This window comes from Microbacterium gilvum, assembly GCF_039543865.1.
Taxonomy (GTDB): Bacteria; Actinomycetota; Actinomycetes; order Actinomycetales; family Microbacteriaceae; genus Microbacterium; species Microbacterium gilvum.
This window is the reverse complement of the sequence record NZ_BAABKO010000002.1, coordinates 388,172-401,486: the sequence shown is the minus strand read 5'-3', so window position 1 is coordinate 401,486 and position 13,315 is coordinate 388,172. Positions and strand designations below refer to the sequence as shown.

The window sequence follows — 13,315 nt, the reverse complement described above, 5'->3', positions numbered from 1 at the left end:
GACTCAACAGGGCCCTGCTCGGCAGGATTGTCGGATGGTCTGGGATGAGACGCGCGCCAAGAGGTTCGGCGCCGCGCTGCGCGCGCGCCGTGAGGAGAAGGGGCTCTCGCAGGAAGCGCTCGCGTTCCGCGCCGGCGTGACGAAGAACCAGGTGCAGCTCATCGAGGCGGGGCGCTCGTCGGGCCGCGTGGAGGCCGCCGGGCCGTCGAACCCCCGCCTGTCGACGCTTACGGGGCTCGCCGACGTCCTGGGGCTGCAGCCGTCGGAACTGCTCGAGCTCGCCGATCTCTGACGCCGTCGGACGGCCACGCCCGCGCGCCTGCCACGATGTGATCATGCGCGCGGGTGTCGAATGGATGGAGCGGCACCAGGTCGCGCTCTACCTGCTCGCGCTCGCGGTCGGCGCGGCGATCGGGCTGCTCGCTCCGGGATCCGCGGGGGCGACGCAGTCCGCGGTCATGCCCCTCCTCGGGGTGCTCCTCTGGGCGACGTTCCTCGGCGTCCCGTTCGCGCGGATGCTGCGGGCGCTCCATGACGGCCGGTTCCTCGCGACCATCCTCGTCGTGAACTTCGTCCTCGTCCCGATCGTCGTACTCGTCCTCTCACGGATGGTCGCGCACGACCGGGTACTCCTCGTCGGCGTGCTCTTCGTGCTGCTGACGCCGTGCGTGGACTACGTGATCGTGTTCACCGGCATCGCGGGGGGCTCGGCCGCGCGGCTGCTGGCGGCGACACCGCTGCTCATGCTCACGCAGATGCTCCTCCTGCCGGTGCACCTGCGGCTCCTCGTCGGGGCGGAGTTCGTCGAGGCGGTCGACCCCGCACCGTTCGTCGAGGCGTTCCTTCTGCTCATCGCGCTGCCGCTCGGGGCCGCGTGGCTCACCCAGCTCGCGGCGGCGCGTACGCGCGCGGGAGCGGTCGTGCGCGATGCCGGCCTCGCGGCGATGGTCCCGCTCATGATCCTCGCGCTCGCCGCGGTCGTCGCCTCGCAGATCGCGTCGGTCGGCCAGAGGATCGGCGCACTGCTGCTCGTGGTGCCCGTGTTCGCGCTGTTCGCGGTCGTCATGGTCGGCGTCGGCACGATCGCGGGGAGGGTCGCCGGACTCGACGCGCCCGCGCGCCGCGCGGTCGTGTTCAGCGGGGTGACGCGCAACTCCCTCGTCGTCCTGCCGCTGGTGCTCGCCCTGCCCGCCGCGTTCGCGTTGGCGCCGCTCGTCGTCGTCACGCAGACGCTCGTCGAGCTGCTCGTGATGGTGGTCCTGGTGCGCCTTCTCCCCCGGCTCATCCGCGAGCGGTAGCCGAGGGACGCGGCTCCCGCCCGGTCCGTTTCGTGACCATCCTGTGACCTCCATAGGGTCGGGATGATCTCGTTCGTTCGTTCGAATGTCGGTGGTGCCTTGGATGATGGGTGTATGTCAGGGCGGAAGCCGAGGTTCGCAGCAGGGTCGTCGTGGGAGGCGACGGCGGGTGAGGTGCGCACGATCGGGAACGTGCGCGACCTGATCCTGGAGGTGCGTGCCGATCGGGCCCGGCTCGATGGTCTGGAGGCGGGGGCGTTCGCCGCGGCCGCGCGGGTCGCGCAGGCGCAGACCGCGCGGTGCGAGGACGCGTCCGCATACGGGTTCCCGTGGCGGTCCATCGCGCTCGAGCTCGCGGCGGCGTTGCATCTGTCGCCGGGTGAGGTCGAAGCCCGGCTCCGGCAGGATCTCGCCCTGACCGACCGGTTCCCGGTCGTGGCAGATGCGTTGTGTCGTCAGGTGATCACGCGTCGTCAGGCGGACATCATCCGCGAACACGGGGAACGACTCCCCGCCGACATGGTGGAGGAGTACTCGAAGCGTGCGGTGACGTATGCGGAGGATGCGACACCGGGGCAGGTGCGGGTGTTCGCGAAGGGTCTCGCCGCGGAACTCGACCCGGCACCCCTCCCCGAACGGCACCGGCGCGCGCTCGACCGGCGAGGCACGAGGGTGCGGGCCCTCGACGACGGGCTGGCAGAGTTCGTCCTGACCGACGACGCCGCGAAGATCACCGCGATCCAGGACCGCCTCACCACCATCGCGAAACCCCTCGCGGCAGAGGAAAGGCGACTCGCCGCGGAGGAGAAGCGGCTCGCGGCCGAAGAGCAGAAGCGGCGCGACGCGGAGGAGCAGCGGCTCGCCGCGGAGGAGAAGAAGCGGGCAGGTATGGCCGGTTCTGCAGCGACGACTGGTCCTGTGAGCCGGAATGCGTTCGGGATGCGGGTCAACGCCGACGGTGTCGCGGTCGACGCGAACGGGTACGCCACCCACCCCGATGCCGACCCCCACCGCCCCGGCGGCCCCCGCAGCTCCGGCGCGCAGGACCCCGGCGCGCACGGCCCCGACGGCGCCGGCCCTCACGCCCCCGACGCCGATGGTCCCCGGAACGGTGACCGGCGGACGGTCCGGTCCACCCTCCCGGGGTGCTCGATGATGCGGGAGCACGTCGAGGTGTTCCACGACGGCACCTGGTACCCCCACGACCCCGCCCTCCCGTTGAGGCCTACGGAGGAGCAGGTCGCGGCGGCGGTGGAACGGGGGCGGGATGCCCGCACGAGGGATCACATCCGCGCGGACCTCGCCACCGACCTCCTCCTCACCGGCGCCCCCACCTCCCACACGATCGACGGGTCGATCGAGAAGGTCGCCGCGATCCGCGGCACCGTGGCGGTCACGATCGCCGCGACCACCCTCGCCGGCCTCGACGACCACCCCGCCCTCCTCGCCGGATACGGACCCCTCCCCCCAGATGTCGCCCGCCGTTTCGCGCAAGACGCCCCCGGATGGGAACGCCTCTTCCAGGACCCCGACACCGGTGCCCTCCACACCGTCGACCACTACACCCCCACCACCGCGATCCGCCGGCTGATCGAGCTGCGCGACGGGACCTGCCGCGCCCCCGGCTGCCTGAGGCCCGCGTCACGGTGCGAGAAGGACCACACCCGGGAATGGGAACGAGGAGGCCCCACCTGCGCCGGCAACCTCTCCGCCCTCTGCACGGCACACCACAAGCTCCGACACCACACCCCCTGGCACATCCAACAACCCCAACCCGGCGTCATCATCTGGACCAGCCCCCTCGGACACGACTACGCCACGCAGCCACCCCCGCAAGCCGCGCACACGGCAATGCATGCACCGAACCCACCCGGCCCCTGCATACCCGAGTGGGAATACGCGCCCGTCACCCAGGCCGACCTCGACGACCAGTGGAGATGGGAGTACGAGAACGGCCTCACCGACCAGGCCCCACCCGGATGGCACCCCGACCCCGGACCCGCAGCCGTTGCCGTCGGCGGGCCCGCGGAAGGAGACAGCATTCGCTGAGCGCCCACGATCCCAGGTCGAAGTCGGCCCGGGGAAGACCGGTATCGACGACGCGGGGATCCTCAGAGCCTGAGGCAGGAACGACGCATCCGCCGGAGCGGATGCGCGACGGCGCTACCGCCGCTCAGGTCTGCGCCCCTCAGTCCGTGCCGCTCAGGCCGCGGTCGGCTCAGGCGACGGACGGAGCCCGTTCCCGGCATCCCATCGCCATGCGGTTCCCACCGGATCGGTGAAGTCGATCGAGACGACGACGTGCTTGCGTGAACGCGTCAGAGGATGCCACTGATCCGACGGATCCACGGGCTGTGGGATGCCCTTGCCGTTCTCCTCCGGCAGGAGCACGAACGTGCCCGGCGGGAGCATCGGGATCGGCGTCACGTACGTCGCACTCGTGTCGCGGGACGTCAGCGTGATGTCTCGGAAGACTCCGGCGCCGCGCGAGCCGTTGACGATGACCACGCCCCACCGTCTGCCGTCGGGAGTTGCCGCCCACCACGCCTGCAGCTCGCTCGCCGTCTCCAGCCGTCGTCTCCGCTCGGAGCTCTCGAGCGCGTCGGTGCGCATCCGATTGCTCACGGCCAGCGTCGACTGGCTCGTCTCGTTCGCCTCCTTCGCATGCGCGTTCGCCTTCATCGCGACGATCAGCGCGAAGATCGAGACCACAGCGGCCGCGATCGACGCGATGCTCCCCACCCACTCTGCCCACGTTCCCGGTTCCACGAGCCCCCCTCGGTCGCTACCGAGTCAACCAGACCCGCAACCCGGCGCCCGACACGCGAAGAGCCGGCCCCGGGCATCCGGGACCGGCTCTCGACGAGGCGCGCGTCAGTCGTTGACGATGACCGTCTCCGCGAGAGGACGACGCTCACGCGGAGCCGTCTCCCGCTCGCGCAGCGCCTCCGGGAGCGCGTCGACATCGCCGAGCTCGCCGAGAGCGATGACGGTCGTCGGCGCGAACCGCTCCTCGAGCCCGAAGCGCGCGCGCACCGCGTCGGCGTCGAACCCGCTCATCTGGTGTACGAGAAGACCATCGTGGTGCGCCTGGATCGACAGGTGGGCGACGGCCTGACCCAGGTCGTAGACGGCGTGCGAGTTCGCACGTCCTTCGGCGTTCTCCACCTCGGCGACCGCGACGACGAGCACGGGCGCGTGGGAGGCCCACAGCTGGTTGAACTCCACGAGCGCCGAGACGACCCCTGCGTGCGCCTCCGAGCCGCGACGTGCGACGATGAAGCGCCACGGCTGGCCGTTGTAGGCCGACGGGCTCCAGCGCGCGGCCTCGAGAGCGCTCGACAGCTTCGCCTCGTCGACCGCCGACGTGCCGGCATACGCGCGCGGGCTCCACCGATCGGCGAGGACGTCGAGGACGGGATGATCGGTGGCCGCGGTGCGGTCGAGGATGGTGGCGCCCATGATGGCTCTCCCTGTGCGATTCGGAACGGATGATGCGATTCGGACCGGGCGCCATCGCCCGCATGCGGGATGAAACCGCGCACGCGCGATCCTATTCCCGCGCATGTTCCAAGCGGATGACGCCGCGCAACACGCCGCAACGCTCGCACGGCAGCGCTCACGCCGGCATCGCCATCCTCGGATGGCCGGCGAGCGCCTCCGCGACGGCGGCGTCCACGAACCCACGCAGCGCGTCATCCGCACCGCGCCCGTCGCCCGCGCGAGCCGCCGCGTCCAGCTCCCGGAGAGCGCCGAGCGCCCTCTCGCCGGCGTGCGCGAGGGGACGCAGAGCCCGCTGAAGCCGCAGATCCACCTGCGCGAGTGCATCGGCAGCCAACGCGTTCCCGGAGGCGCTGGCGAGCTCCCGCACGACATCCCAGGCGATCGCCGCCGCAGCGGTGTCGGTCTTGCTCAAGCCCGCCGTCGCACGGCGCGCGGCGGTCTCGAGTGCGATGCCGCGGGCGAGCGTCAGCGCTCCGACGGCGCCCGCCTGCCCGACGAGCACGTCGAGCGCATCGGCGAGCGCTGTCGAGGACGCAGGCGTCACCACCGTCGAGCGGCTCGCGTCGATCGTGACGAGACCCTCGACCTCCAGGCGCAGCAGCGCCTCGCGGACCGGCATCCGCGACACCCGGAAACGCGACGCGATCTCCACATCGCGAAGGCGCGTCCCCGGTGGCAGCCGTCCCGACACGATGCTCTCGCCCAACGCCGCGCGGATGCCGTCCGAGAGTCGCGTGCGCGGCGTCCTCAATTCGGTCCTCTCCATGGTGCGTCCTCCTCGACACGATCGGCATCCCTGTATATGAGACGCGGGGTCGGCCGTTTCGTTACGCGGATGGCGGGCACGAGACGGCGCCCGCCATCCGGTCGGATGGCGGGCGCCGAGGCAGGAGGGCGGTCAGGCCCTGAGCGCGTCCTTGAGCTTCACGCGCGCGCCCATGCGCAGCAGCGAGTTCTCGTAGATCTTCGCGCCGAGCCCGATGACGACGACGCACGTCGCCAGCAGGATCCCCAGCGAGACCAGCGGCTCCCACCACTGCGCCTCGTTGAAGAACAGGCGCAGCGGCATGCCCACCGCGGCCGAGAACGGCACGTACGACAGGATCGCCATCACGACCGGGTTGTCGCCGAGGAAGATGACGAGGAAGTACGGGATCATCGTCAGGTAGATGAGCGGCGTGAGAGTCGGGCCGGTGTCCTCCTGACGCGACACCATCGAGCCGGCAGCCGCGAACATCCCCGCGAGCAGCACGAACCCGAACAGGAAGAACACGGCGAACCACACCATGGGGGCGCCGAGGCCCTGCAGGAACGCCGTCTGGCCCGTCACGACGAGGCCGACGACGGCGACGGCGATGAGCACCACGATCTGCGCGATCGCGAGGATCGTGTTGCCGAGCACCTTGCCCGCGAGCAGCACGCGCGCCGGGATGGCCGCGATGAGGATCTCGACGACGCGCGTCTGCTTCTCCTCCACGACGCTCGTCGTGATCGGCGTGCCGAAGCTCATCGCCGCCATGAAGAACACGAGTCCGAAGACGAGGCCCAGGATGTAGCGCAGGGGGCCGTCCTCCCCCGCCGCAGGGTCGAGCAGCTCGACGACGGGCGACACGGAGAGCGCCGAGACGAGTCCCGGAGGGGCCTCCTCCAGTGCGAGGACGGCGAGCCCCGTCGGCGACGCCGCGTCGTCGATCACGGCGGCGTCGACCTCGCCCTCCTCCACGAGCTCCTCGGCCGCCGCGCGATCGGCGACCTCGGTGACCTCGTACCCGTCGACGGCGTCGAGCTGGGCGGCCACGCCCGCCGTCGCGGCGATCGGGGTCGTGCTGCTGGTGCCCGCGGAGAAGCCCATCCACAGCACACCCGCGAGCGCCCCGATGATGAGGATCGCCGTGGAGATGAGGAAGGACTTGCTGCGGAGCTTCGAGCCGAGCTCTCGCTCGGCGACGAGCCAGACGCCCTGCGACGTCGACACGGAGGGTGCTGCGGTGCTCACTGGATGACCTCCTTGAAGATCTGGGAGAGCGAGGGATGCTGCGGCGCGAAGCTCGCGACCGCCCCGAGGTCGACCGCACGGCGCAGCACGCGCTGCGCCGTCTCGTCCGTGTCGACGTCGAAGAGGGCGTAGCCGCCCTCGAACTCGACCACCTGCACGCCCGGCTCGGCGCGCAGCCAGCCGGCGTCGCCATCCGAGACGAGCTCGTACCGGTTCGAGGAGTGCTGGGCGCGCAGCACATCGCGCGGCCCGGCCGCACGGATGGTCCCGCCCGCGATGATGACGAGGTCGTCGCACAGGCGCTCGACGACGTCGAGCTGGTGGGAGGAGAACAGCACGGCCGCGCCATCCGCGGCGCGCTGCTGCAGGACGCCGACGACCGTCTCGACGGCGAGCGGGTCGAGACCCGAGAACGGCTCGTCGAGGATGAGCACCGAAGGGTCGTGCACGAGCGAGGCCGCGATCTGGGCGCGCTGCTGGTTTCCGAGCGACAGGGACTCGATGTTGTCGCCCAGCCGCTCGCCCAGGCCGAGCCGCTCCAGCAGCTCCGTCGCACGGCGCGTCGCCTCGCCCTTGTCGAAGCCGTGCAGACGCGCGAGGTACACGATGTGCTCGAGCACCTTCATCTTGGGGTAGAGTCCGCGCTCCTCCGGCATGTAGCCGAAGCCTCGCCGCACCGCGGGCGTGATGGGCGCGCCGTCGAGCGCGACCTCTCCCCCGTCGTCCGCAAGCAGGCCGAGCACGATCCGCATGGTCGTCGTCTTGCCGGCGCCGTTGCCGCCGACGAACCCCGTCAGCCGACCCGGTGCGACGTCGAACGACACGTCGTCCAGTACCTGGCGCTCGCCGTACCGCTTCGAGATCCCGCGCAGTCGCAGCATCCTCGTCCCCTCTCTTCGATGTGGCTCCCACGCTACGAACCGCCTGCGCCGCCCGCCTCCCCCGCCGGAGTGAACGCGGCCCTCCCCCCTGCGGCGGATGCCCCTGCGGCGGATGCCCCCTCCGGCGGATGGCCGTGCCCGGGTCATCCGCAGGGCGGACACCCAGCCGCGGAATAGGGTGGGTCGGCAGGATGCTTTCATCTGAATGGACGCGTTCCGCGGCCATCCCCACCCATCTGAGGAGAAATCTGTGACGACAATCGGCTACATCATCGGAAGCCTCTCGAGCACGTCGATCAACCGCGCCCTCGTCGAGGCGATCGCGAAGCTCGCGCCGGAGGGCGTCGAGCTCGTCGAGATCCCGATCGCCGGCCTGCCGTTCTACTCGCAGGACCGCGAAGCCGACTTCCCCCAGGTCGCAAAGGACTTCAAGCAGGCCATCGTCGACGTCGACGGCGTCCTCATCGCCACTCCCGAGTACAGCCGCTCGATCCCCGGCGTGCTGAAGAACGCGTTCGACTGGTCGACCCGCCCGTACGGCGACATGTCGTTCAGCGGCAAGCCCGTCGCCATCATCGGCGCATCCGGCGGCCCCATCTCCACCGCCGCCGCGCAGCAGCACCTGCGGGCCATCATGGGCCACTTCAACGCCATCGTGATGGGTCAGCCCGAGGGCATGATCCAGTACGCGCCCGGGCTCATCACCGACGAGCGCGACATCGCGAACGACGGCACGAAGGAGTTCCTCGCGGGCTACCTGCAGGCCTTCGTCGGCCTCATCGAGCGCGTCCGCAAGGCGAACGCCTGAGTCGCCGGCGGTCGTCTACGTCAAGCCGTGCCGGTGGGCGTAGACGACCGCCGCGACGCGGTCGCGTGCGCCGAGCTTCAGCAGCACGTTCGACACGTGCGTCTTGACGGTCGCCTCGCCGATGAAGAGCGCGCGCGCGATCTCCGCATTGCTCATGGCCTGCGCGAGCAGCCGCAGCACGTCTCTCTCGCGTTCTGTGAGCCCCGCGTCGCCGTCCTGATCGGATTCGTGCTCGACGCCCGTCGTCGGCGCCGGCGTGTGGCGCTCGATGACGCGCCGCGTGACCTCGGGTGCGAGCAGGGCGTCTCCCGCGGCGACCACGCGCACCGCGTTCACGAGCTCCTCCGGTCCCGCGTTCTTCAGCAGGAACCCGCTCGCGCCGGCGTCGAGCGCGGAGAACAGGTAGTCGTCGCGGTCGAAGGTCGTCACGATGACGACCTGCGCAGCCGTGCCGGCCTCGACGATGCGCCGCGTGGCCTCGATCCCGTCCATGTCGGGCATCTGCACGTCCATGCAGACCACGTCCGGCTGCAGCTCGGCGGCGCGCGACACGGCCTCCCTGCCCGTGCCGGCCTCCCCTGCGACCTCGATGCCCGATGCCTCGAGGATCATGCGGAACCCCGCACGCATCGTGGCATGGTCGTCGACGAGCAGCACGCGGATGGTCATGGGGTCTCCCGTTCCTGGGGTGCGGCATCGAGGGGGACGGCGACGCGCACGAGGTAGCCGCCCCGGTCGCGCGGACGCAGCTCGAGGGAGCCACCCGACGCGATCGCGCGCTCGCGCATGCCCAGCTGCCCGAGCCCCGGTCGCGCATCGAGCGCGAGGCGCCCGGAGTTGACGATCTCCAGTTCGACGGCCGCGTCGGTGTAGCGCACCCTGATCTCCGCGGTCGCATCCGGTCCGCCGTGCCGGCGGGCATTGGTGAGCGCCTCCTGGGCGATGCGGTGCAGGTTGACCTGCACGACGTCGGGCACCGGGCGGCGCTCGCCGACGACGACGTGCGCCGTCGGGGTGCCGGATGCGGTCATCACCTCCGCGAGGTCGGCGAGGCTCTCGAGCGAGAGCGTCGACGGCGCCCCCGCGGCGAAGTCGGGGTCGCCATCGGGTGAGCGCAGCGTGTCGAGCAGGTGATGAAGCTCGGCGATGGCCGACCGCGCGGACTCCTCCACGACCGACAGCGCCCGCTTCGCGACGGCGGGGTCCGCGTCGATCACGGTGCGCGCGGCGCCCGCCTGCACCCCCATGGCGGAGACGTGGTGCGCGACCACGTCGTGCAGCTCGCGCGCGATCCGCACACGGTCGAGCGCGACGGCCTGCGCCGCGGTGATCTCGCGCTCCTCCTCGAGCTCGCGCGTGCGCCGCTGCAGGATGGCCCTGTCCCGCGCGGCCGCATATGCCCGATTGCCCATGTAGTACGCCCCGCCGAAGTACGCGGCGTTGATGAGCCACATCAGCAGCATGTACGCGACGTACGGGGAGAGCGATCCGGCGAAGTACTCGTCGAGGCTCTCGGTGTCGGTCGCCCCGAGGAACGTCGAGACGAGGAGCCACAGCGCCATCCCGATGATGATGACGATGCGGGAGACCGCGGCTCGACGGCGGTCGTCGACCCATGCCCCGATCGTGAACATCGCGATGAAGATGGCGACCTGGCTGACGTAGAGCTCCGTGAACTGGAGCGACGCGGCGACGAAGTACGACGCGCTGACGACGACGGCGACCGTCACGGGAAGGCGCCTGCGCAGGGCGAGGGGCAGCGTCATGAGCGCGCTCGCGAGCAGGGACCATCCGGCGTTGCCCGGCTCGGAGAAGAACGCCCCGGCGACGGTGGCGAGCCCGATGCTGATGACGGCCGCGCCGAAGAGCCCGGCGCCGAGCAGCGCGTCGTTGCGGAGATCGCGCCGCGTGACCGGCCGATCGAGCGGCGTCGCGTCGGCGTCGTCCTCCACGGCGGCGGGGTCGGAGAGCACGGTCATGCCCTCCACGCTAGGGGCAGCCCGGCGCGCGGGCCTCCCCCGCACGAGGGAGCCCTTGACGCCGAACTTGCTTTTTGCAAGCATTTCCGTGCGGGCGCACCGACGCGGTCGCAACCCTCCGACGCCGCAAGGAGCACGCCATGGCCACGAACGTCTTCGTCAATCTGCCCGTCACCGACCTCGACCGCGCCAAGCGGTTCTATGAGGCGCTGGGAACGACCATCGTCCCGGAGTTCACCGACGAGAACGCCGCCTGCGTCAAGTGGGACGACAACGTCTTCTTCATGGTGCTCACGAAGGAGTACTTCTCGACGTTCACGTCGAAGAGCGTCGTGCTCGGCTCCGAGGGCGCTCAGGTCATCACGGCCCTGAGCCGCGAGTCGCGCGACGACGTGGACGCCGTCCGCGCAGCCGTCCTCGCGGCGGGCGGCACCGAGAACAAGGAGCCGCAGGACTACGGCTTCATGTACTCCATCAGCATGGCCGACCCCGACGGCAACATCATCGAGTTCATGTGGATGGACCCCATCGCGGCTGAGAAGGGCCCCGAGGCGTTCTTCGCCGAGCAGGAGGCCTGATCGGGTGGCGGCGCGCGGCTACGGTCAGTACTGCGGAGTCGCGACCGCCGTGGAGCTGATCGGCGAACGGTGGGCGCTGCTCATCGTGCGCGATCTGCTCGTCGGCCCGCGGCGCTACACCGATCTCAAGGCGGGGCTCCCGCGCATCCCGACGAACATCCTCAGCACCCGGCTCAAGGATCTCCAGGCCGGGGGAGTGGTGCGGCGCGTGCCGATCGCCCGGTGCGGGCTCGTCTACGAGCTGACGCCCTACGGACGCGAGCTCGAGCCGATCGTGGTCGCCCTCGGCCGGTGGGGGTTCACGCGGATGGGAGACCCTCGGGAGGGCGACGTCGTCACGCCGGACTCGCTCACCATTGCGCTTCGCACGGCGTTCCAGGTCGGAGTCGCCGCGAGCATGCCCGACACGGCATACGAGCTGCATGTCGGCGACATCGTGCTGCGCGCCGACGTGCGCCGCGGGGAGCTCGCCGTCGCGCAGCTCGCTCCGGCCTTGCCGCCCGTAGGCGGCCGCCCGCCCGAAGGCGACCCGGACGTCGTGCTCGCGGCCGGGCCGGCCATCCGCTCGGTCATCTCCGGCGAGCTCTCGCCGGCCGACGCGGTCGAGCAGGGCCTGGCCCACGTCCTCCAGGGCGACCCCGCGCTGTTCGAGCGCTTCGCCCGCGTCTTCCACATCGATCCCGGACCCGCGGAGATCGCCGCCTGACCGGCAGGAGAACACCATGCACGAGGACGGCACGACCCGCGGACGCATCCGCATCGACCTGTTCACCACGCTCGACGGCGTCGCGCAGGCTCCGGGCGGCCCCGAGGAGGATGTCTCCGGCGCCTTCCCCTACGGCGGATGGCAGGCGCCCTTCGCCGACGAGACCGTCGGACGCGAGATCGGAGCCGGCATCGACGCGCTCGACGCCCTGCTGCTCGGCCGACGCACGTACGACATCTTCGCCGGATACTGGCCGCACCATACGACCGGTCCCGCGGGCTCGATCGGGCGGAAGTTCGACGCCGTGCCGAAGTACGTGGCCTCACGCGGCGAGCCCGACCTCACCTGGCAGGGGAGCACGCGCATCGGCCGCGATCTCGACACGGAGATCGCGGCCATCCGCGCACGGCACCGCCTCACGGCCGTGATCGGCAGTGTCGACCTCGTTCAGACCCTCCTGGCGCGGCAGCTGTTCGACGAGCTGCTGCTGTGGGTGTACCCCGTCGTCCTGGGCCAGGGCAAGAAGGTCTTCCCCGACGGCGCCCAGCCCGCGAATCTGAGGCTCATCGCGCCACCCCTCGCGGGGCCGAGCGGCGCCGTGCTGCTGCGCTACACCCCGGTCGACCTGGCTCCCCAGACAGGGACGATGGGCGACTGAGGACGGGTGTCAGCCGAAGATCATCGGCACGTCGTCGTCCTCGGTCTCCGAGGGGAGATCGATGTCGACGACGACGGGGACGTGGTCGCTCGGGGAGTCGCCCTTCCGCTCGTCGCGCGCGATCGACGCCCCCGCGACGGCATCGGCGAACGCGCGCGAGCCGAGCACGAAGTCGATGCGGATGCCCTGATCGCGGGGGAACTTGAGGCGCTGGTAGTCCCAGTACGTGTACCCGGTGGGGATGAGCGGACGCACGACATCGGTCACTCCGGCGGCCTCGAGGGCGAAGAACGCGTCGCGCTCGGCAGGGGAGACGTGCGTCGACAGCCCGGGGACGATCTCGGGATCGCCGTTGTCCGCGTCGAACGGGATGATGTTGAAGTCGCCGACGAGGGCGAGCGGCAGATCGGGCTCGGCACGGAGCTGCGCCTCGGTCGCGACGCGCAGCGCCTCGAGCCAGCGGAGCTTGTAGGCGTAGTGCGGGTCGTCGAGCGAGCGGCCGTTGGGCACGTACAGGCTCCACACCCGCACGCCGCTCACGAGCGCCGAGATCGCCCGCGCCTCATGCGGCGCGTCGTCGCCGTCGTATCCCTTCTTGAACCCGGGCATGCCGTCGAAGGAATGCTGCACGTCGGCGAGCGGTTCGCGGCTCGCGATCGCGACGCCGTTCCACTGGTTGAGTCCGTGCGCCTCGACATGGTAGCCGGCCGCCTCGAAGGCCGCGTAGGGGAACTGCTCGGGCTTGCACTTGATCTCCTGCATCGCCAGCACATCGATGTGCTCGCGCTCGGCGAACGACACGATGCGGTCGACGCGGGCACGGATCGAGTTCACGTTCCAGGTGGCGAGGCGCATGCGACAAGCCTATTTCGCGCGTCCGACAGCGCGATCCAGCCGATAGCGTTCT

Annotated in this window: 15 protein-coding genes; 7 read left to right on the top strand and 8 right to left on the bottom strand. The window is 70.9% G+C overall.

Going from position 1 to position 13,315, the window contains the following annotated elements; translation table 11 throughout:
• Positions 1-34: 34 nt before the first annotated feature.
• The 3 genes from ABD998_RS07710 (at position 35) to ABD998_RS07700 (ending at position 3,347) form a co-directional block, all read left to right on the top strand.
• Positions 35-292, top strand: a complete 258-nt coding sequence (locus ABD998_RS07710; protein WP_345437705.1) for a helix-turn-helix domain-containing protein — start codon at positions 35-37, stop codon at positions 290-292.
• A 43-nt stretch (positions 293-335) separates the two neighbouring features.
• Complete coding sequence (locus ABD998_RS07705; protein WP_345437703.1) at positions 336-1,298, top strand: bile acid:sodium symporter; 963 nt, start codon at positions 336-338, stop codon at positions 1,296-1,298.
• A 114-nt stretch (positions 1,299-1,412) separates the two neighbouring features.
• Positions 1,413-3,347, top strand: coding sequence for an HNH endonuclease signature motif containing protein (locus ABD998_RS07700; protein WP_345437701.1), 1,935 nt, complete (start codon positions 1,413-1,415; stop codon positions 3,345-3,347).
• Between the two features lie 153 nt (positions 3,348-3,500).
• Here the strand turns inward: ABD998_RS07700 and ABD998_RS07695 are convergent, their stop codons facing one another.
• From ABD998_RS07695 to ABD998_RS07675, 5 genes are all read right to left on the bottom strand, one after another.
• The gene (locus ABD998_RS07695) at positions 3,501-4,067 is read right to left on the bottom strand and encodes a hypothetical protein (RefSeq protein ID WP_345437699.1); all 567 of its coding nucleotides are present in this window, start codon (positions 4,065-4,067) and stop codon (positions 3,501-3,503) included.
• 105 nt (positions 4,068-4,172) lie between these two features.
• Positions 4,173-4,760 carry a nitroreductase family protein gene (locus ABD998_RS07690; protein ID WP_345437697.1) on the bottom strand — a complete coding sequence of 196 codons (588 nt, stop codon included), beginning with the start codon at positions 4,758-4,760 and terminating at the stop codon, positions 4,173-4,175.
• A gap of 157 nt (positions 4,761-4,917) precedes the next feature.
• On the bottom strand, positions 4,918-5,568 hold the full coding sequence (locus ABD998_RS07685) for a GntR family transcriptional regulator (RefSeq protein WP_345437695.1): 651 nt from the start codon (positions 5,566-5,568) through the stop codon (positions 4,918-4,920).
• A 132-nt stretch (positions 5,569-5,700) separates the two neighbouring features.
• Complete coding sequence (locus ABD998_RS07680; protein ID WP_345437693.1) at positions 5,701-6,798, bottom strand: ABC transporter permease; 1,098 nt, start codon at positions 6,796-6,798, stop codon at positions 5,701-5,703.
• Positions 6,795-7,679: an ABC transporter ATP-binding protein gene (locus ABD998_RS07675; RefSeq protein WP_345437691.1), complete on the bottom strand. Its 885-nt coding sequence runs from the start codon at positions 7,677-7,679 to the stop codon at positions 6,795-6,797. The genes ABD998_RS07680 and ABD998_RS07675 overlap by 4 nt, the downstream gene beginning before the upstream one ends.
• A 250-nt stretch (positions 7,680-7,929) precedes the next feature.
• On the opposite strand from ABD998_RS07675, the gene ABD998_RS07670 reads away from it, so the two are divergent.
• Positions 7,930-8,487 (top strand): NADPH-dependent FMN reductase, encoded by a 558-nt coding sequence (locus ABD998_RS07670; RefSeq protein WP_345437689.1) that lies wholly within the window; start codon positions 7,930-7,932, stop codon positions 8,485-8,487.
• Positions 8,488-8,502: 15 nt separating this feature from the next.
• Here ABD998_RS07670 and ABD998_RS07665 read toward each other — a convergent pair whose 3' ends face one another.
• On the bottom strand, positions 8,503-9,156 hold the full coding sequence (locus ABD998_RS07665) for a response regulator transcription factor (protein ID WP_345437687.1): 654 nt from the start codon (positions 9,154-9,156) through the stop codon (positions 8,503-8,505).
• On the bottom strand, positions 9,153-10,466 hold the full coding sequence (locus ABD998_RS07660; RefSeq protein WP_345437685.1) for a sensor histidine kinase: 1,314 nt from the start codon (positions 10,464-10,466) through the stop codon (positions 9,153-9,155). Before ABD998_RS07660 ends, ABD998_RS07665 begins: the two co-directional genes overlap by 4 nt.
• Positions 10,467-10,606: 140 nt before the next feature.
• Here ABD998_RS07660 and ABD998_RS07655 point away from each other — a divergent pair, with 140 nt between their 5' ends.
• From ABD998_RS07655 to ABD998_RS07645, 3 genes are read left to right on the top strand one after another with little or no spacing between them, the layout of a single operon-like run.
• Positions 10,607-11,044, top strand: coding sequence for a VOC family protein (locus ABD998_RS07655; RefSeq protein WP_345437682.1), 438 nt, complete (start codon positions 10,607-10,609; stop codon positions 11,042-11,044).
• Between the two features lie 4 nt (positions 11,045-11,048).
• Entirely contained in the window at positions 11,049-11,750 is a 702-nt protein-coding gene (locus ABD998_RS07650) for a winged helix-turn-helix transcriptional regulator (protein ID WP_345437680.1), read from the top strand.
• Between the two features lie 16 nt (positions 11,751-11,766).
• On the top strand, positions 11,767-12,408 hold the full coding sequence (locus tag ABD998_RS07645; protein ID WP_345437678.1) for a dihydrofolate reductase family protein: 642 nt from the start codon (positions 11,767-11,769) through the stop codon (positions 12,406-12,408).
• 9 nt (positions 12,409-12,417) lie between these two features.
• On the opposite strand, the gene ABD998_RS07640 is transcribed toward ABD998_RS07645, so the two are convergent.
• The gene (locus ABD998_RS07640; RefSeq protein WP_345437676.1) at positions 12,418-13,263 is read right to left on the bottom strand and encodes an exodeoxyribonuclease III; all 846 of its coding nucleotides are present in this window, start codon (positions 13,261-13,263) and stop codon (positions 12,418-12,420) included.
• Positions 13,264-13,315: the final 52 nt, after the last annotated feature.